This is a genomic window from Streptomyces tubbatahanensis, from assembly GCF_022699385.1.
In the GTDB taxonomy this organism is placed as follows: domain Bacteria; phylum Actinomycetota; class Actinomycetes; order Streptomycetales; family Streptomycetaceae; genus Streptomyces; species Streptomyces diacarni.
This window is the reverse complement of sequence record NZ_CP093846.1, coordinates 3,783,226-3,801,906: the sequence shown is the minus strand read 5'-3', so window position 1 is coordinate 3,801,906 and position 18,681 is coordinate 3,783,226. Positions and strand designations below refer to the sequence as shown.

Annotated in this window: 19 protein-coding genes; 9 read left to right on the top strand and 10 right to left on the bottom strand. The window is 73.0% G+C overall.

Annotated features, from left to right (window positions below; genetic code table 11):
• Positions 1-23 precede the first annotated feature (23 nt).
• Positions 24-758 (bottom strand): protein kinase family protein, encoded by a 735-nt coding sequence (locus MMF93_RS16260; protein ID WP_242752172.1) that lies wholly within the window; start codon positions 756-758, stop codon positions 24-26.
• A gap of 34 nt (positions 759-792) precedes the next feature.
• On the opposite strand from MMF93_RS16260, the gene MMF93_RS16255 reads away from it, so the two are divergent.
• Positions 793-1,020, top strand: coding sequence for a hypothetical protein (locus tag MMF93_RS16255; protein WP_242752170.1), 228 nt, complete (start codon positions 793-795; stop codon positions 1,018-1,020).
• A 121-nt stretch (positions 1,021-1,141) separates the two neighbouring features.
• Complete coding sequence (locus MMF93_RS16250) at positions 1,142-2,161, top strand: amidohydrolase family protein (protein ID WP_242752168.1); 1,020 nt, start codon at positions 1,142-1,144, stop codon at positions 2,159-2,161.
• 107 nt (positions 2,162-2,268) lie between these two features.
• Here MMF93_RS16250 and MMF93_RS16245 read toward each other — a convergent pair whose 3' ends face one another.
• The gene (locus MMF93_RS16245; RefSeq protein WP_242752166.1) at positions 2,269-2,718 is read right to left on the bottom strand and encodes a hypothetical protein; all 450 of its coding nucleotides are present in this window, start codon (positions 2,716-2,718) and stop codon (positions 2,269-2,271) included.
• A 216-nt stretch (positions 2,719-2,934) separates the two neighbouring features.
• The gene (locus MMF93_RS16240; RefSeq protein WP_242752164.1) at positions 2,935-3,162 is read right to left on the bottom strand and encodes a DUF2180 family protein; all 228 of its coding nucleotides are present in this window, start codon (positions 3,160-3,162) and stop codon (positions 2,935-2,937) included.
• A 138-nt stretch (positions 3,163-3,300) separates the two neighbouring features.
• Between MMF93_RS16240 and MMF93_RS16235 the strand changes: the two genes are divergently transcribed.
• Complete coding sequence (locus tag MMF93_RS16235; RefSeq protein ID WP_242752156.1) at positions 3,301-3,768, top strand: Fur family transcriptional regulator; 468 nt, start codon at positions 3,301-3,303, stop codon at positions 3,766-3,768.
• A 107-nt stretch (positions 3,769-3,875) separates the two neighbouring features.
• Here MMF93_RS16235 and MMF93_RS16230 read toward each other — a convergent pair whose 3' ends face one another.
• The gene (locus tag MMF93_RS16230) at positions 3,876-4,781 is read right to left on the bottom strand and encodes an LLM class flavin-dependent oxidoreductase (RefSeq protein WP_242752154.1); all 906 of its coding nucleotides are present in this window, start codon (positions 4,779-4,781) and stop codon (positions 3,876-3,878) included.
• A 97-nt stretch (positions 4,782-4,878) separates the two neighbouring features.
• A complete protein-coding gene (locus MMF93_RS16225) occupies positions 4,879-5,901 on the bottom strand; it encodes a 2-hydroxyacid dehydrogenase (RefSeq protein ID WP_242752152.1) in 1,023 nt (340 codons plus the stop codon).
• Between the two features lie 140 nt (positions 5,902-6,041).
• Here MMF93_RS16225 and MMF93_RS16220 point away from each other — a divergent pair, with 140 nt between their 5' ends.
• Entirely contained in the window at positions 6,042-7,478 is a 1,437-nt protein-coding gene (locus MMF93_RS16220) for an MFS transporter (RefSeq protein ID WP_242752150.1), read from the top strand.
• A gap of 80 nt (positions 7,479-7,558) precedes the next feature.
• Positions 7,559-8,320: an IclR family transcriptional regulator gene (locus MMF93_RS16215; protein ID WP_242752148.1), complete on the top strand. Its 762-nt coding sequence runs from the start codon at positions 7,559-7,561 to the stop codon at positions 8,318-8,320.
• Between the two features lie 59 nt (positions 8,321-8,379).
• Here MMF93_RS16215 and MMF93_RS16210 read toward each other — a convergent pair whose 3' ends face one another.
• Genes MMF93_RS16210 through MMF93_RS16200 form a run of 3 tightly spaced genes read right to left on the bottom strand, consistent with a single transcriptional unit; the run spans position 8,380 to position 12,294 of the window.
• Complete coding sequence (locus MMF93_RS16210) at positions 8,380-9,579, bottom strand: MerR family transcriptional regulator (RefSeq protein WP_242752146.1); 1,200 nt, start codon at positions 9,577-9,579, stop codon at positions 8,380-8,382.
• Between the two features lie 34 nt (positions 9,580-9,613).
• Positions 9,614-11,446: an SDR family oxidoreductase gene (locus MMF93_RS16205; RefSeq protein ID WP_242752137.1), complete on the bottom strand. Its 1,833-nt coding sequence runs from the start codon at positions 11,444-11,446 to the stop codon at positions 9,614-9,616.
• Positions 11,443-12,294 (bottom strand): M24 family metallopeptidase, encoded by an 852-nt coding sequence (locus tag MMF93_RS16200; RefSeq protein WP_242752135.1) that lies wholly within the window; start codon positions 12,292-12,294, stop codon positions 11,443-11,445. Before MMF93_RS16200 ends, MMF93_RS16205 begins: the two co-directional genes overlap by 4 nt.
• A gap of 284 nt (positions 12,295-12,578) precedes the next feature.
• On the opposite strand from MMF93_RS16200, the gene MMF93_RS16195 reads away from it, so the two are divergent.
• The 4 genes from MMF93_RS16195 to MMF93_RS16180 are packed head-to-tail and all read left to right on the top strand — an operon-like array spanning position 12,579 to position 16,194.
• Positions 12,579-13,535, top strand: a complete 957-nt coding sequence (locus MMF93_RS16195) for an ABC transporter ATP-binding protein (protein ID WP_423835611.1) — start codon at positions 12,579-12,581, stop codon at positions 13,533-13,535.
• Complete coding sequence (locus MMF93_RS16190; RefSeq protein ID WP_242752131.1) at positions 13,525-14,502, top strand: ABC transporter permease subunit; 978 nt, start codon at positions 13,525-13,527, stop codon at positions 14,500-14,502. The genes MMF93_RS16195 and MMF93_RS16190 overlap by 11 nt, the downstream gene beginning before the upstream one ends.
• The gene (locus tag MMF93_RS16185; protein ID WP_242752129.1) at positions 14,499-15,449 is read left to right on the top strand and encodes an ABC transporter ATP-binding protein; all 951 of its coding nucleotides are present in this window, start codon (positions 14,499-14,501) and stop codon (positions 15,447-15,449) included. Before MMF93_RS16190 ends, MMF93_RS16185 begins: the two co-directional genes overlap by 4 nt.
• A 22-nt stretch (positions 15,450-15,471) precedes the next feature.
• Entirely contained in the window at positions 15,472-16,194 is a 723-nt protein-coding gene (locus tag MMF93_RS16180) for an ABC transporter permease (protein ID WP_242752127.1), read from the top strand.
• A gap of 124 nt (positions 16,195-16,318) precedes the next feature.
• Here the strand turns inward: MMF93_RS16180 and MMF93_RS16175 are convergent, their stop codons facing one another.
• Positions 16,319-17,680 carry a CynX/NimT family MFS transporter gene (locus tag MMF93_RS16175; protein ID WP_242752125.1) on the bottom strand — a complete coding sequence of 454 codons (1,362 nt, stop codon included), beginning with the start codon at positions 17,678-17,680 and terminating at the stop codon, positions 16,319-16,321.
• A gap of 80 nt (positions 17,681-17,760) precedes the next feature.
• Complete coding sequence (locus MMF93_RS16170; protein ID WP_242752123.1) at positions 17,761-18,543, bottom strand: FadR/GntR family transcriptional regulator; 783 nt, start codon at positions 18,541-18,543, stop codon at positions 17,761-17,763.
• Positions 18,544-18,681 lie beyond the last annotated feature (138 nt).

The following is an 18,681-nucleotide window of genomic DNA, read 5'->3' as shown; positions in this document are numbered from 1 at the left end:
CCGCGGCGTGAGGGCCGCGGCCATCACCAGGAGACCCCCCATACGAGCGTGGAGCCACCACCGGCGGTCAGCCAGTAGCCCCACTCGATCTCGCCGGTCGAAGAAACCTCGTCGGTAACGGCGGCCGCGACCACCAGGGCGTAGAGGCAGAAGAGGAGCGTCGGCGGGAGGAACCGCAGCGGCAGGGCCAGACGTGCCCGCCAACGGGGGCGTGCCTGCACGGCGAACCATACGATCAGCCCACCGGTGGCGACGGCGACCACTCCGGCGCCGCCGACCAGGTCGCGACCGTCGAAGTCTCCGTCGAGGTTGGCCGCGGTCACCGTGGCGGCCACCAGCGCGATGAGGAACCAGACCGCGACCGCGATCCAGGACCACGCCACCGCCGGCTTGCCGGGAGGGGAGCCGGCCGCGGGCGGCGACGGCGAAGCCTCCGGCAGCCGCGCAGTGGCCGCCGGCACGTGCTCGGATGCGCCCGCGAGCCCGCGCAGGGCCTCGGCGGCGTCGGCGGCGCTCGCGTACCGCTCGGCGGGATCCTTGCGCAACAGCCTGAGCAGGAGAGCATCCCATGCCTGTGGCACACCCGCGGCCACCGAACTCGGCGCGGGTGGCTGGACGCTCAGGTGCGCCGTGAGACAGCTGACGCTGTCCGGGGCCTGGAACGGCAGCCTGCCGGTGACCAACTCGAAGAGCAGGCAGCCCAGCGCGTACAGATCGCTGCGCGGTTCCGGGTGGCCCCGCGCCTGCTCCGGCGCCATGTACGGGGGCGTGCCCACGAGGAACCCGGTCCGGGTGAGCCGGTCCGCGGTCGGTGCCTTCCTGGGTGTCGCTCTGCGCGAGATCGTGGACGGTCACGACGTACGGATGCTGCAACCGGGCTGTGATCCGCGCTTCGCGCAGAAACCGAGCGCGCGCCTCGCCCCCGCGACTTCCGCCGCCGGCGAGGAGGGAGATCACCTTGACGGCCACCTGCCGGTCCAGCGCCCCGCCCCCAACTTCCGTGACATCACGTCGCGTTAGGGGCCCTCTCCGGTTCGGTGCAGCTGGGAAGAGCAGGTCATGACCGGCAGGGCGGCAGGGCGGCAGGGCGGCAGCCGGCATGTCGTAGATCATTGATGGGGCAGTCCTTAGGGTGTCCGGCATGGGGACGGACACGGGCGCGGATACGGAGACGGGCGCGGGCGCGGGCGCCGATACGGGCGCGGGCGCGGATACGGGTGCTGGCACCGGCACCGGCACCGGCACGGGTGCGGACGCGGGCGCGGACATACCGGCGGAGCCGGCCGAGCGGGCGCGGGTGGCGGCGTTCCGCTCGCGCATCGGCGTGACCTCGCTGATCGACGTCCACACCCACTTCATGCCGGAACGCCTGCTCGCCGCGGTGTGGGCGTACTTCGACGCGGCCGGGCCGCTGATCGGCCGTCCCTGGCCCATCGGCTACCGGGAGGACGAGGAACGGCGCCTCGCCCTGCTGCGCGGATTCGGCGTCCGCGCGTTCACCTCCATGCTCTACCCCCACAAGCCGGGCATGGCCCGCTCCCTCAACGACTGGTCGGCCGACTTCGCCGCCCGCACACCCGACTGCCTGCACACCGCCACCTTCCACGCCGAACCCGGCGCGGCCGACGACGTGCGCCGCGCCCTCGACCAGGGCGCCCGCGTCTTCAAGAGCCACGTACAGGTCGGCGACTACGACCCGCGCGACCCGCTGCTGGACCCGGTGTGGGGCCAACTCGCCGACGCCGGTGTCCCCGTGGTCACCCACTGCGGCTCGGGCCCGGTGCCCGCCACCCACACGGGGCCTGGGCCCATCGGCGCCGTCCTCGCCCGCCACCCCCGCCTCCGCCTGGTCGTCGCCCACCTGGGCATGCCCGAGTACGCCGACTTCCTCGACCTGGCGGAGCGCTACCCGGGCGTCCTGCTGGACACGACGATGGTCTTCACCGGCTTCGTGGAGGCCACCGCACCCTTCCCCCGCGCGGAACTGCCCCGGCTCGCCGACCTCGGCGACCGCGTCCTGCTGGGCACCGACTTCCCCAACATCCCGTACGCGTACGCCCACGCCCTCGAAGCGCTGGAGGAGCGCACCGGGCTGGGGCCCGCCTGGCTCCGTGCGGTCTGCCACGACAACGCGGCCCGGCTCTTCGGCCTGCGCCGCTGAGCGCGGCCGTGCGAACAGCGGCCGTGCGAACAGCGGCCGTGCGAACAGCGGCCGTGCGAACAGGGGCAGCGCGAACAGGGGCCGCGAGCCGGGCGTAGAGGGGGCTTTCAGGAACGGAGGCTGTTCAGCCAGCGGGAGAGCCCGCCGTACGCCAGGGGAACGACTTCCTTGTACGACAGCTCGCCGTCCAGCGTCACCACGAGCCGGCAGAACGGCGGATACCACGTCGTGCGCAGATGGGCCCGCCCGTCGAAGACCGCCTCGAGAAAGGCGGGGGTGGACTCGCGGGGCAGGTCGTGGAAGGTGACGCCGTCGACGGTGATGTGCGCGTCCCCCTCCTCGAAGAGCTGGACGGCGATCCTCGGCGTACGGGGCGCGCCGCCCGGCCCGTCGGTCGCCGGGATCTCCACCAGCGCCTCGTGCGGCAGGGAACCGTCCTCGTCGGTGACGGCGAACGCCCCGGCCCCCGTACGCCGCGACGACTCGTCCGCGCCGATCGCGTGCTCGACCGCCACCGGCAGGCCCCGGCGCTCCGCGAGCGCGGACAGGACCTCCACCGCCGCCTCCGTGCTGGGGAGCGGGGGCTGGCGGGGCTGATGGGACTGGTGGGGCTGGGGCGGCGTTCGGTGGCCGTCGGATGGCGGGGGAGGCGTGCGGTCCATACCACCGAGCATGCCCGCCGTCCGCTCCACGCGGGCGGCGACACTCGACACTCGACGCGGGCGGCGGGGAGGGAGAGGTGAGGGCGCGGCGAGGAGCGGGACGGGGCGGGGTCAGTGGGGGCGTTCCGCGCTGTGGCAGGGGCTGCACAGCACGCGCCGGGCGGGCCGGTCGCTGGTCGCCTTGCCCACGCCGTTGGCCCGGTGGACGAGGACCTGGGTGACGCGTCCGTGGTCCGCGCACACCACGAGACCGCAGCGGCGGCAGACCCCGATGGCGACCGTGTCCTCGGTGGCGGTGTTGCCGGTGTTGCCGGTCACGGCGCAGTCGTAGCACTTCATGGGTTCGAGAGTAGCCGGACAGTTTTGACTCAGTCAATTTTGAGGGAAGGCTGGGTGGACCTGCGTCCCCGCGTCGCGGCTGACGGGAGGACGTCTGCGTGGCTAGACTGGATGGAGTCAAGAAGGGGCGTGACTGCCATGGATCAGCCGGTGAGCGAGCTGCTCAGGACCAGAGGGCTGCGCAGCACCGCACAGCGCCGCGCCGTCCTGGCCGCCCTGCACGGGCACGCGCACTCCACCGCCGCCGAGCTGGAGCACCGGATCCAGTCGGCGGACGCCGGGGGCGGCGACTCCGGCGCCTCCCCCCGCCTCTCCCGCCAGGGGCTCTACAACGTGCTGGAGGACCTGTCGCGGGCCGAGCTGATCCGCTGCATCGAGCCGGCGGGCTCACCCGCCCGGTACGAACTGCGCGTCGGCGACAACCACCACCACCTCGTCTGCCGGAGCTGCGGCCGCATCAAGGACGTCGACTGCAGCGTCGGCCGGGCCCCCTGCCTCGAACCGGGCGACGACGCGGGGTTCAGCATCGACGAAGCCGAGATCACCTGGTGGGGCCTGTGCGCCGACTGCCGGCCCGCCACCACGCAACGCCCACCCCGCCACTGACGCGCCCCGGCGGGCCGGCCCCCGGTCCCGCCGGTGGCCGGTGCTGGTCGCGCCAGTCGGGCGATGCCGGTTGGGGGATGCCGGTCACGCCAGCCGGGCGGCGCCGGTCACGCCAGTTGGGCGGCCGCCTCCGTCGCGATCTTCTCGAACACGGTCTCGTCGGCGGCGAAGGGCGAGTCCGGGATCGGGGCGTGCACGGCCAACTCGGTGAAGCCCAGCTCGGCGTGTCTGCCCGCGAAGTCGACGAACGCGTCGACGGACTCCAGCGGGCCGGCCCCCTCCGGCGTGAACCCGGTGAGCAATACCTTGTCCAACTCCGCCACGTCCCGGCCGGCCTCGGCGCACGCCCGGCCGAGCCCGGCGAGCTGCCCGCGAAGCGCCGTACGCGACTGCTCCGGCGTCCCCGTCGCGGACAGCCGCGGGTCACCCGTCGTGACCCACGCCTGCCCGTGCCGCGCCGCGAGCCGCAGTCCGCGCGGCCCGGTCGCGGCCACCGCGAACGGAAGCCGGGGCCGCTGGACGCACCCGGGGATGCCGCGGGCCTCGTGGGCGGAGTAGTAGGTGCCCTCGTACGTCACCGCGTCCTCGGTGAGCAGCCGGTCGAGGAGCGGCACGAACTCCGCGAAACGGTCCGCCCGCTCGCGCGCCGTCCACGCCTGACGGCCCAGCACGGTGGCGTCGAAGCCGTTGCCTCCGGCGCCGATACCCAGCGTGACGCGCCCCGCGGAGATGTCGTCGAGGGAGAGCAACTCCTTGGCCAGCGTGACGGGGTGGCGGAAGTTGGGCGAGGTCACCAGCGTGCCGAGCCGCATCCGTCCGGTCACCGCCGCGGCGGCGGTCAGGGTGGGCAGCGCACCGAACCAGGGACCGTCCCTGAAGGGCACCCGCCACGAGAGGTGGTCATAGGTGTACGCGGTGTGGAAGCCCAGCTCCTCGGCGCGCTCCCACTGGCCGCGCCCGCCCTCCTGCCAACGGCGCACGGGCAGAATCACGGTACTCAGACGCACACTCACACCTCAGAGCGTACGGCGCCCGGGGGCCCGGAGCGAGACCCGGAACCCCTTGCCCCGGCCCTGTCCGTGGTTGCGTGGCCGCCCCCGCCCCCCCCCGTCACGCCCCAGGAGCCGGCCCCGCCTCTTCTCCGGTCTCCGTCCTCGGCTGCGGTACCGGGTTGAGCAACTCGTCGCCCGCTCCCCAGCGCCGTATCTGCTCTGCGATCAGCCGCTCGGCACGCGGCCGGAAGCTGGCGGAACCGCCCGCGACGTGCGGCGTGACCAGCACACCAGGCGCCTGCCGCAACGGGTGCTCGGCGGGCAGCGGTTCCGGATCCGTCACATCCAGCGCGGCGCGCAGCCGCCCCGCGCGCGTCTCGGCGAGGAGCGCGTCGGTGTCCAGCGTCCGGCCGCGCCCCACGTTCACCACGAGGGCGCCGTCCGGAAGAGCCGCCAGCTCCGCGGTGGAGAGCAGGCCCCGCGTCGCCGGTGTCTCGGGGAGGACCAGGACGAGGACGTCCACCCGTGGCAGCAGGTCCCGCAGCTCGTCCACCCCGTGGACCCGCTCGTCGGGCCTGGCCCTGCTGGCCACCCTGATCACCTCCGCCTCGCAGGCCACCAGCCTGGCCTCCAGCGCCCTGCCGATGGAGCCGTAACCGACGAGCGCGACGCGGCTGTCCGCCAGTGACCTGGTGAAGTGCGGCTCCCAGCGGCCGGCCGACTGGTCGGCCGCCCAGCGGGGCAGCTCGCGCTGGGCGGCGAGGATCAGGCCCAGCGCGTGCTCCGCCGTCGACGCGTCGTGCAGGCCGCGGCCGTTGTGGAGAGCGACGCCCGGCGGCAGCAGCGGCTGGAGCTTCTCCACGCCCGCGCTGAGCGACTGCACGGCACGCAGGTGAGGCAGCCGCGCCAGGAGGCGGTCCGCGTCCGGTACGGCGTAGGGCATCACCCAGAAGCCGACCGCGTCGAGCACCCCCTGATCGGGGACGGAACCGGGGCTCGCCCCGTCCCACACGTGGACGGTCACGCCCGCCGGCCACGGACCGTGCCGCTCGGCGAGACCGCTGTAGGGGACGAGGACATCGGCGATACCGGTGTCATGGGCGTCAGCGGTGACATCGGCCGGTGCGTCGGTCGGACTCATGGTGCTCCCTTCACGAGGGGACTGGGGCGGTGCGTGTCGCACCGGTCACGACCCATTGACCGGCGCCACGTGCGCTCGTAACGTCTTCCCGCCTAGTGAAACACTTTCCATCTCACGGAAAAAGAAGGGGTTGGGCGACAGTGACGTCATCCGGCTTCTGGAGCTCGACGCGGGCCCGGCACCTCATCCCCGTCGCGTTCCTCACCTACTCGCTCGCCTATCTGGACAAGTCGAACTACGCGATCGCCTCCGCCGGCGGCATGGCCGAGGAACTCCACCTCTCCGCCGCCGCCGACTCCCTGATCGCCGCCTCCTTCTTCCTCGGCTACTTCTTCTTCCAGATCCCCGGCACCATCTACGCCGAGCAGCGCAGCGCCCGCCGACTCGTCGCCTGGTCCACCGTGGCGTGGGGCGCACTCGCCGTCGTCCAGGGCCTGCTCAGCAGCCCAGGACAGCTCATCGCCGTCCGGTTCGCCCTCGGCGTCGTCGAGGGCGCCGTACTGCCGTCGATGGTGATGCTGCTCGGCCGGTGGTTCACGCAGCGCGAGCGCGGACGCGCCAACACCCTGCTCATCCTCGGCAACCCGATCACCATGATGTGGCTCTCCGCCCTCTCCGGCTGGCTGATCGCCGTCTCCGACTGGCGCGTCATGTTCGTCGCCGAGGGCGTGCCCTCCATCCTGTGGGGACTGTGCTGCCTGTGGCTGATCAAGGACCGGCCCCAGGACGCCCGCTGGCTCGGCGCCGACGAGGGCCGGGCCCTGCGCGAGGACCTGGCCGCCGAACGGACCGCTGCGCTCGCCGCCTCACCCCCCAGCGGCTCGCTGCGCACCGACTACGGACGCGTACTGCGCTCCCGGCCCGTCCAGATCATGGCCCTCCAGTACTTCACCTGGTCGTTCGGCATGTACGGGTTCGTCTTCTGGCTGCCCGCCATCGTCAAGAAGGGCTCCGGCGAGGGCATCGGCGCCACCGGACTGCTGACCGCCGTGCCCTACGCCTTCGCCGCCGCGGCGATGCTGCTCAACTCCCGGCTCTCCGACCGCAGCGGCCGGCGCACCGCAGCCGTGTGGCCCTGGCTGGCCGCCGGCGGACTCGCCCTCTTCGCCTCGTACGCCGCACACTCCTCCTTTCCCCTCTCCTTCGCCCTGCTGGTCGTGGCCGGACTGTGCATGTACGCGCCCTACGGCCCCTACTTCGCGCTGGTCTCCGCCCTCGCCCCGCCCGGGATCTCCGGGGCGGCCGTCGCCTTCGTCAACTCCCTCGGCGCGCTGGGCTCCTTCGCCGGCACCTACCTCGTCGGCTGGGTCCGCGGCACCCCGCTCGGCGACGCCGGAGCCTTCGCCCTGATGGCGGTCTGCGCCCTGCTGTCCGCCGCGCTCATGGCACTGGTACGCGAACCCCGGCCGGGGCCCGGCGCGAGCCACGCCACCGGTACGGTGAGCGCAGACCGCACCGCACCGGAGGGCGGCCCGACCGAGAGCTCCCCCGCTGGAGGCACCCCCGCCGGAGGTTCTCCCGCCGGCGGCGCCCACCGGGGAGAGGGCACCGTTTCCACGGGAGGGGCCGCCTCGTGAGCGTCGGGAGGTCGGCATCGTGAGCGTCGCCGCAAGGGTGGCGTCGTGAGGGACATCCTGAGCGCCGGGAGGCCTGGGTCATGAGCGCGAGCGCGCCGTCGGACGACATGCTCAGCCGCGGGCTGCGACTGCTGACCGTCCTCGCCGACCACCCCGCCGGGCTCGGCGTCAGCGCCGCCGCACGCGCCGCCGGACTCCCGGTCAGCAGCGCCCACCGCCTGCTGGGCCGACTGGCAGCCGAACGCTTCGTCTCCTACGACGAGGACGCCCGCCGCTACGCCCTCGGGCCTCGCGTCCTGGAACTGTCCCGCGGCTTCCAGCGCTCACCCGCCGGCTACTCCGTCGCCGCGGCCCCCCTCCAACGGCTCGCCTCACGCACCGGCCTGCCCGCCATCGCCGGGGTCCTCCAGGGCTCGGACGTCCTGCTCGTCCTGACCGCGCAGGGCACCCAGCACCTCCAGCTGCGCAGCGCCGAGGGCACCCGCAATCCGTGGCACGCCACCTCCCTCGGCAAGGCGCTGGTGGCGGCCCTGCCGGAGGCGCGCCGCGAGGAGCTGCTCGCCGCCCCCCTCGCGTCCGTCACCCCCCGAACCCGTAACGACCCCGGGCTGCTGCGCGAGGAACTCCACCGGGTGCGCGACCAGGGCTGGGCCGAGGTGGACGAGGAGAATGAGATCGGCGTCCGCTCCGTCGCCATCACCGTCCCCCGTGCCTCGGGAACCCCCTCGCTCGCCGTCTCCCTGGGGGCGACCGTGGTCCTCACCAGTACGGAGGAGCTGCGCTCGCATCTGCCCGCCCTGCGGGACTGTGTGGAGGACGTGGGCGCCCGCATGCACGCGTGAGGCCCGCGCCTTCACCGCTCCGCGTCTTCACCGCCCCGCGTCTTCACCGCCCCGCGCCTCTACTGCGCCTCGGCCGCCATGGCGTCCATCCGCCGGGCTCTCACCTCCCGTTCCGCCGCCGCCGCGATGAACTCCGGGACCCGGGCCTCGCCGACCAGCTCCCGCACCGCCGCCACCGCTGCCGCGGGCAGTGAGACCGCCTCCGCGGGCAGTGAGACCGGCTCCGTAGGCGGTGCCGCCGCACCTCCCTGCGGGGCACCGAGCAACGGGGAGCCCCGTGGGGATGAGCCCTGGGGGGAGGGCGCCGGCGAGAGGGGAACGGGCTCTTCCGCAGCCATGACCGTGCCGGCCCCTTCCTCTCTCTCGGCGGCGCTCGCACCTGCGCTCGCACCCGCGGCCGCCGAGCGCAGGTGGGCGCGCAGGTTGCGGGCTGCCAGCTTCTGCATGGCCCGTGCCAGCTCCGCCTCCATGGTCTGCTGCGCCAGCGGCCGCAGCCTGCGTACCAGTGCGGCAGCCTCCGAGGCGTCCGCCTCGCAGAGGCGCACACCGGCGTAGCGGACGAAGACGTGCTCCTCGGTGAAGTCCAGGAAGCGGGCGGCTATGTGCTCGACCTGACCTCTCAGCTCCCGCAGCTGCCCGGTGATGGCAGGCAGCGGCACCCCCGCCTTGTGCAGCTCCGCCGCCACCGCCAGCTCCCGTGGGCTCGGGACCCGGAAACCCTCCTCCCCGCCGGGCAGCGGCTCCAGCACTCCGAGCGCCACCGCCTCCTCGACAGCCGCCTCGTCGACGGCCGACGCCGCGACAGCCGCCTCGTCGACGGCCGACGCCGCGACCGCCGGTTCCTCCTGGCCGCCGCCGAACAACTCCGCCAGCTCCGTGCGCGTGATGTGGCCCGACTCCTCGCTCGTCCACGGCCCGTCCACCTCGGCCACCAGGCCCAGCACCCCGCCGAGGCCCCGGCCCTCGTCCCAGGCCTGGAGCAGCTCCTTTATCGAGGCGAGGGTGTAGCCGCGCTCCAGCAGGTCGGCGATCTGCCGCAGTCGCGCCAGGTGCGCTTCGCCGTACACGTTGGCCCGCCCGCGCCGCTCCGGCTTGGGGAGCAGGCCCTTGTCCTGGTAGGCCCGGATCGTGCGCACCGTGGCACCACTGCGGTGCGCCAGATCCTCGATCCGGTACTCCGCCGGGGTGTCAGGGCCGGCAGGCGGCGGCTGCGCGGAGGCCGGCAGGGCCGGTGCCGGTGGGTGGGGGGACGGAGCCATCGCGCTCACTCCTTCATTGCTGCGGGCTGGCGGGTCATGCCGGGGGCTGGATGCGGGCTATGCCGCGCAGGGCGCGCGGTGCGAGGCGGGAGAGCAGCCGTATTCCCCGGGCCTCGGGCGTCACCGGCACCACGGCGCGGTTGGTGACGACCGCGCGCAGGACGGCTTCGGCAACCTTCTCCGGCGGGTAGTTCCGCAACCCGTACAGCCGCGAGGTGCGGTTTCGGAAGCGTCGCAGCTCTTTCTCGTCCATCCCCGCGAACCGTGCGGTGCGGGCGATGTTGGTGTTGACGAAGCCGGGGCAGACGGCCGTCACGCCGATGTCCTGCCCGGCCAGCTCGGCCCGCAGGCACTCGCTGAGCATGAGCACGGCCGCCTTGGAGGTGCAGTACGCGGGCAGGGCGCGGGAGGGCTGGTAGGCGGCGGCGGAGGCGAGGTTGACGATGTGGCCGCCCTGGCCCCGCTCGGCCATCTGCCGTCCGAAGAGCCGGCAGCCGTGCAGGACGCCCCACAGGTTCACATCCAGCGTCCGCTTCCACTCCTGCGTGGTGGTGTCGAGGAAGGCGCCGGCCACCCCGATGCCCGCGTTGTTGACCAGCACGTCCACGGTGCCGTACGCGGTGGCGACCTTCGCGGCCAGCTTCTCCATCGCCTCCTCGTCCGCGACGTCGACTTCCTCGGCCCACGCCTCGGGGGCTCCCGCCAGGCGGGCCAGCTCCGCGGTGCGGGCCGCGCCGTCCGCGTCGCGGTCCACGGCGACCACGCGGGCGCCCGCCTCGGCGAACGAGAAGGCCGTCGCCCTTCCGATGCCGCTGCCCGCGCCGGTGACCAGGACGAGCTGCCCCGCGAACCGGTCGGCGTGCGCTCCCGCGGGCGAGGGCTGCGCGGTGGGCACAGGCGACTCGTTCCGGTTGACGAATCCGCTGATCCAGGCGGCGAGTTGGTCGGGCCGGGTGCGCGGGACCCAGTGTTTGGCGGGCAGGGTGCGGCGGGTGAGCCGCGGCGCCCACCTGTCCAGGTCGTCGTAGAGGTGCTCGCTGAGGAAGGCGTCGCCGGTCGGGGTGATGAGCTGCACCGGGACGTGGGCGTAGGCGTCGGTGCGCGGGCGGCGCATCCGGGTGCGCACGTTGTCGCGGTACAGCCAGGCGCCGTGTGCCGCGTCCTGCGGAAGGGACGCGGTGGGATAGCCGTCCCCCGGCACCTTCTCGGTCAGCTCGAGAAGGCGCGGCCAGCGCTTGCCCAGCGGGCCCCGCCAGGCCAGCTCGGGGAGGAGAGGGGTGTGCAGCGCGTAGACGTACCAGGACTTGGCGCTCTGGCCGAGCAGGTGGGCGGCACGGCGCGGGGTGGGCCGGGCCATCCGCCGCTTGATCCAGTGGCCGAAGTGGTCAAGCGAAGGGCCGGAGATCGAGGTGAAGGAGGCGATCCTGCCCTCGGTCCGGCGCACTGTGACGAACTCCCAGGCCTGTACCGAGCCCCAGTCGTGCCCCACCAGGTGGACGGGAGCGTCCGGGCTGACGGCGTCCGCGACCGCGAGGAAGTCGTCGGTGAGCTTCTCCAGCGTGAAGCCGCCGCGCAGCGGCACGGGCGCCGTCGAGCGGCCGTGGCCCCGCACGTCGTAGAGCACCACGTGAAAGCGGTCCGCGAGGAGCCCGGCCACCTTCGACCAGACCTCCTTGCTGTCCGGGTAGCCGTGCATCAGCATCACCGTCGGCTGTTGTGCGTCCCCCAACTCGGCGACGCACAGCTCGATCCCTCCGGTGGCCACGCGGCGTTCCCTCGCCCCCTCCAACAGGTCGCCCTGCTGCCGGGCAGTCGTGGGGCGAGGGGTGCGCCCGCCGCCCCACCGGTTGCGATTCCCACCGTTCATACCGCCTGTGCCTCCTCCTGCCAGCGCCGCACATGCGGCAGATCGTCGTCCAGCCAGAACGCGCTCTCCTGCGGATCCCGGGAGTCGGTCACCACCAGAAGCTCCTCGAACTTCGCGCCCGTGCCCCGGAATCCCAGGTGGGGTTCGACCGCCCACAGCCCCGCCCGCGGTGGGTGGTCGGCGGAGCGGGACGGGTTCCACCGCGGTGGCGTGCCGTCCCGGTGTCCGCGTAAGACCTCGCGGGCCGCCCCCTGGAGGGCGCCGGTGCCGCGGCCGCGGAGCGCGCGAGACCAGCGGCGGTGCGGGGCGCGGCCGACCCGGTGCGCGCGCACGCCGAACGGGTGGGCGCGGTGCCGTCCTGCGTAGCCCTGGGTGCGCATGAGCCGGTCCACGTGCGCGGAGACCTCCCGCAGCGGGCGGCGCTCGCGCACCCGGGCGAGGATCAGCTCGCGGTACGCGCGCAGGTCCGCCGTCAGCCGCTCGTGCACGGGGTGGGGGCCCAGGCAGCCGGAGTAGCCGGCCTCGGCGGCTCGGCCGCCGCGGACCGGGGCGAGGTCGAGGATGAAGGGCATGCCGGGCTCCAGCCTGCGGTCCGTCGGGAGGAACCGGAGGGGGACGGCGAAGCCGGCGAACGCGGTGCGGTCCCCGAACCAGGCGAAAGGCAGGTGGAACCCGTCGCGCACCCCGTGTCCGCGCAGCCACTCACGCTGCATCCGCGCGGCTTCCCGCTCGGTCACCCCCGGCTTCAGCCGGGCGGCCACCGACTCCGCGCAGGCGTAGGCCAATTGCTGCACTTCCCGATATCTCCGCAGGTCAGCCGCAGTGTATTCGCTCGTTGCCGGGTGCATCGCCAACCTTCCGTCCGTGCCGGGCCCTACCGGCGAGGCCTCGTTGACACCAATGAATGTGACATCGGGCCATGGCGCGGTCAAGGACGCCTCCCAGCCTGTGGATAACTTCCCGCGCGGCCCCCCGGAGCCCGGACCATGACCTTGGTGCAGTGGCCCCCTACGGGCCTCTCCGACCTGAGGCGTACGGCCCCACGCACTTGAGAAGGACGGGCGGCGGCCGGGAAACCGACACCGCGTCTGACGCGGACGCGACGAGCCGTTCGTACCGTCGAAGGGTGACTGTGATCGCGATCGAAAGCCTCAGCAAGCGGTACCCCAGGGTGACCGCACTGGACCGGCTGACCGTCGGCGTCGAGCCGGGGGTCACCGGCCTGGTCGGCGCCAACGGGGCCGGAAAGTCCACCCTGATCAAGATTCTGCTCGGGCTGGCCCCCGCCACGGAGGGCACGGCCTCCGTACTCGGCATGGACGTGGCCACCCAGGGCGGCGCGATCCGGGAGCGCGTCGGCTACATGCCCGAGCACGACTGCCTGCCACCGGACGTGTCCGCCACCGAGTTCGTCGTCCACATGGCGCGGATGTCGGGGCTGCCCACGACGGCGGCCCGCGAGCGCACCGCGGACACGCTGCGCCACGTCGGCCTGTACGAGGAGCGCTACCGTCCCATGGGCGGGTACTCGACGGGCATGAAGCAGCGGGTCAAACTCGCCCAGGCCCTCGTCCACGACCCGCGCCTCGTCCTCCTGGACGAGCCCACCAACGGCCTCGACCCCGTCGGCCGTGACGAGATGCTCGGGCTCATCCGCCGCGTCCACACCGACTTCGGCATCTCCGTGCTGGTCACCTCCCACCTGCTGGGCGAGTTGGAGCGCACCAGCGACCACATCGTCGTCATCGACGGCGGCAAGCTGCTGCGCTCCTCGACCACCGCCGACTTCACCCAGCGCACCGCCGTCCTCGCCGTCGAGGTCACCGACACCGACGCGCACCCTGACGGCACCGCGGCGCTGCGCGAGGCCCTGCGGCAGGCGGGATGCGCCCCGCACGACCCGGGTCCCGCCGACGCCGTGGCGCCCGGCGCGGGCCACCTGGTCACCCTCGACCTCGCCGACGAGTCGGTCTACGACACCGTGCGGGACACCGCGGCCCACCTCGGCCTCGGGCTGGTCCGCATGGAACAGCGCAGGCACCAGATCTCCGAGGTCTTCACGGAAAGGAGCGCCGGCGATGTCGCCTGACCGCACCCCCGCACACGCCGCACAGGCCCACGCCCCCGCACCCCCCGGCAGCGCGGGCCCCGCCCCCGCGGGCGGCGGCAGCAGGCCGGGGCGCGGCCAGGACGTCATCCACAACATCGGCTACCGCGGTTACGAGGGCCCCCGCCTCGGCCGCTCCTACGCGCGGCGCGCGCTGTTCAGCCAGACGCTGCGCGGCGCCTACGGGCTGGGACGCTCGGCGAAGTCGAAGGTCCTGCCGATGCTGCTGTTCGCCGCGGTGAGCGTGCCGGCCGCGATCGTCGTCGCCGTCAGTGTCGTGGCCAAGAGCGACGACCTGCCGGTCGGCTACTCCGAGTACGTGCTGATGATGCAGCCGCTCATCGGCATCTACCTGGCCGCCGCCGCGCCCCAGGCGTTCTCCCTGGACCTGCGGTTCAAGACGACCCCGCTGTACTTCTCGCGTCCGATGGAACGCGGTGACTACGTGGCGGCCAAGTTCGCGGCACTGGCCGCGGCGCTCTTCGTCTTCACCGCCGTACCCGTCCTGATCATGTACGCCGGAGCGCTGCTGGCGAAACTCGGCTTCGCGGACCAGAGCGGGGCGGCGGCCCAGGGCCTCGTCTTCTGTGTGCTGTTCGCGCTGCTGCACGCCGCGATCGCCGCCTGGATCGCGGCCCTGACCCCGCGCCGCGGCTTCGGCATCGCGGCGATCATCGTCGCCGTCACCGTGCCGTTCTTCCTCGTCACCGCGCTCCAGGGGATCGCCTGGACCTCCGACAGCAGGGAGGCCGTCGGCTGGCTCGGTGTCGCCTCGCCCGGCACGCTGCTGGACGGCATCCAAAGCAGGTTCCTCGGCGGCACCTCCCAGTTCCCCGGCGGGCAGGAGCTCACCGGCGCACAGGGCGCCGTCTACCTCGTCGTCCTCGCCGCGCTCCTGGTGTGCTTCTACGCCCTCCTGCAGCGCCGCTACCGAAAGGCCGGACTGTGACCGAGATCCACATCGACCGCGTCTCCCGCTGGTTCGGCAACGTCGTCGCGGTCAACGACATCACCATGGACATCGGCCCCGGTGTCACCGGGCTGCTCGGCCCCAACGGCGCGGGAAAGTCCACGCTCATCCACATGATGGGCGGATTCCTCGCCCCCTCGAACGGCAGCGTCACCCTGGAGCCCACCCCGGGCCCGGACGGCAGCCGCACCGCGGCCGCACCGATCTGGCGCAACGAGGACTCCTACCGGCACATCGGCCTGGTGCCCGAACGGGAGGGAATGTACGACTTTCTTACGGGGCGCGAGTTCGTCCTGGCCAACGCCGAACTCCACGGCCTGCCCGACCCGCGTGCGGCCGCCGCCGAGGCGCTGGCCACCGTCGAGATGGAGTACGCGCAAGACCGCCGCATCTCCACCTACTCCAAGGGCATGCGGCAGCGCGTGAAGATGGCGTCCGCCCTGGTGCACCACCCCTCCGTGCTGCTGCTGGACGAACCGTTCAACGGGATGGACCCGCGCCAGCGCATGCAGCTGATGGAACTGCTGCGCCGGATGGGCGACGAGGGACGCACCGTGCTGTTCTCCTCGCACATCCTGGAGGAGGTCGAACAACTCGCCTCCCACATCGAGGTCATCGTCGCCGGACGGCACGCGGCCAGCGGCGACTTCCGCAAGATCCGCCGTCTGATGACCGACCGTCCGCACCGCTACGTGGTGCGCTCCAGCGACGACAGGCGGCTCGCCGCCGCGCTCATCGCGGACGCCTCCACGGCAGGCATCGAACTGGACAGGACAGAGGACGCGTTGCGCATCCAGGCCGTCGATTTCACGCGCTTCACCACCCTGCTCCCGCGCGTCGCACAGGAGCACGGAATCCGGCTCTACACCGTCTCGCCCTCCGACGAGTCCCTGGAGAGCGTCTTCTCGTACCTCGTCGCGGCCTGAGCGGCGGAAAGGAGCTGACCTGATGTTCAACCCGACGGTCGCGCGGCTCACCTACCGCGCGCTCCTGGGCCGCCGCCGCGCCCTCATCCTGTGCGTACTGCCGGCCCTGCTGCTCGTCGTGTCCGCCGCCGTACGCGCCATGAACGGCGCGGACGACGCGGTCGCCAGCCAACTGCTGGGCGGCTTCGCCCTCGCCACCCTGGTGCCACTGGTCGGCGTGATCGCCGGAACCGGCGCCATCGGCCCCGAGATCGACGACGGTTCGGTCGTCTACCTGCTGTCCAAGCCGGTACCGCGCCCCTCCGTCATCCTCACCAAGTTCCTCGTCGCCTCCGGCGTGACCGCGGTGTTCTCCGCCGTCCCCGTGCTGATCGCGGGTTTCGTCCTCAACGGCAACAGCCAGCAGATCGCCGTCGCCTACGCGCTCGCCGCCGTGGTCGCCTCGATCGCCTACAGCGCACTGTTCCTGCTGCTGGGAACGGTCAGCAGGCACGCCGTCGTGATCGGCCTGGCGTACGCGCTCATCTGGGAGGCGCTCATCGGCTCCCTCGTGGGAGGCGCCAAGACCCTCAGCGTGCAGCAGTGGGCGCTGGCGCTGGCCGAGAAGGTCGCGGGCAGCGGAGCCGACATCAGCTCCGCCGTCGGACTGCCGACGGCGGTGGTGCTCCTCGTCGTGGTCACCGTGGGCGGCACCCTCTTCGCCGGACAGAAGCTGCGCACCCTGACGCTGGCGGGGGAGGAGTGAGCGAGGGCGCTGCTGGGCGAGTACGTGTCCGAAAGAGAGCATCTGGCGCACCAGGACGGTGAAAAAGGCGGGTGGGAGCGTGCTTTCCGCTCCCACCCGCCTGCTCTCCCGACAGGCCGGTCGTTCAGCCCGCCGAGGTACCGATCCTGCGGTCGCGGCCCGCGCCCAGACCGAGCAGCACGAGCGCCCCGCAGACGCACAGCAGCAGCACGATCGGAAGCGTCCACCCGCCCGTCACCTGATGCACCGCGCCGAGCACGAGCGGACCCGCGGCGGCCAGCAGATAGCCCCACGTCTGCGCCATGCCCGACAGCCGTGCGGCGGTGTGCGCGTCACCGGAGCGCAGCACCATCAGCGTCAGGGCGATACCCAGCGCACCGCCCTGACCCAGCCCCAGCAGCGTCGCCCACACCCAGGCGCCGCCCACCGGCGCGACCAGCAGACCGGCGATGCCCAGCGCCATGAACAGCGCCACCACGGCGCACAGCAGACGCTGCCGACGCATCCGCCCCGCCAGCGTCGGCACCACGAAAGAGCCGCCCATCTGCACCAGCGTGCTGAACGCGAAGATCAGCCCCGCGCTCGCCTTGCTCATACCGTGGTCGGTGAAGATCGTCGGCAGCCAGGCGATCGTCACGTAGGCGATCAGCGACTGGGAACCCATGAACAGGGTGATCTGCCAGGCCAGCGGCGAGCGGGTCAGCTTCGGCCCGTCCTGCTGCCCGTCCGGGGCCGGCCCGGCGGAACCCGACGACTGCGCCGGCACGGCCGCGGCCTCGCCGTGGTGGGTACCGCGCCGCGCGAGCACGGCCTGCGGCAGCCACGCGCACGCCGCGACCGCCGCGAGCAGCGCCCAGGAGACCAGCGAACCGCGCCAGCCGCCCAGCGCGTGCTCCAGCGGAACGGCGGCGGCGGCCGAGACGGTCGCGCCCAGGATCATCGCCGTCGAGTACAGCGCCGTCATGCCGGCGGCCTTCTCCGGGAAGTCCCTCTTGATCAGACCCGGCATCAGCACGTTCAGCAGCGCGATTCCCGAACCGACCACCGCGCACCCCGCGAACAGCGCGACCACCGGAGGCGCGATCCGCAGCACTATGCCGCCCGCGAGCAGCACGAGTGCACCGAGGAGCACCGTCTCCGTGCCCCAGCGCCGCGCCAGTTTCGGCGCCAGCGGCGAGACCACGCCCATGAAGATCAGCGGAATGGTGGTGACCAGGCTGCTGACCGTCGAGGTCATGTGGAAGTCGTCGCTGATCTCGCTCAGCACGGGAGAGACCCCCGCGAGCGCGGCGCGCATGTTGAGGGACGCCAGGACGATACCGACGAACAGCAGCAGCGGATGCGCGCGCAGCCGCCTGCGGGCCGCCGCCACCGGTGGCGCCGGTGCCAGGTCCTCCTCCGCGTCGATCAGTTCGGCCGAAAGGAGCTCCTCGGTGGTCAGCCCTTCCGCGGGGGGTGTGAGTCCTTCCCTGGGGGACGGGGACATGCGGTGGTGCCTTTCTGACGAACGGTGGCGTGCGGGGGGACGCCGCCAGGCGTGCCCTCACGCAGAGGGGGAGCGGACACTCACTCCGGAGCGGACACGCTGTCCGGAGCGGACACGCCCTCCGGAGCGGACACGCCCTCCGGAACGGACACGCGCTCCGCGCCGAGGAGCGTGTCGACGGCCTGCTTGGGCTTGGCGAGCAGCTCCCTCGCGGCCCGCTCCGCGACCTCGGGATCGCCGGTCGCGATGGCGTCCACGAGGTCGTGGTGGTCGGTCTCGTGGATGCGGGGCATGTGCCGGTCGTGCAGCGAAGCGACCAGCGCGTCCCGCACCGAGCTGCTGAACCAGGCGTACGTCGCGCTCAGCGCGGCGTTGTGCGCCGCGTCGACGACGGCGACGTGGAACTCGATGTCGTGCTCCGCGTACAGCTCGTACTGGCCGTCCGCCGACTGCCCCCGGCTGTCACGGAACGCCGCCTGCGCGGCCAGCGAGGCCCGCATCCGCTCCAGGTCGGAGGGCTGGTGCCGCAGGGCGGCCAGCCGGGCGCCCTCGGCCTCCAGCGCGATGCGCAGCTCCAGCACGTCGCGTACGTCGGCGCGCTGCACCCCCCGGACGATCTCGCCCGGGTCGGCCGTGGCCACGACGAACGTGCCCTCGCCCTGCCGCGAGCGCAGCATTCCGGAGTGCACCAGGACGCGCACGGCCTCCCGCACGGTGTTGCGGCCGACCTGGAGCTGCTCGGCCAGCGCGTGTTCCGTCGGGATGCGCTCACCCACCGCCCACTCACCCGCGGTGAGCTGCGCCCGCAGCTCACCGACGACCGTGTCGACGAGCGACTGCCGTCCGGCGGCACGCAGCGCCATGTCCTGACTCCTGTCGGTTCCGCGATCGAGAGGTCCGGGCGACCGGAATTCCACGAGAGTGTTCCGCGACTCGCCCGGTTGCCCAGTCACCCTACAAGCGCACTCATCCTACAACCGACTCGCACGGACCCGAACGCC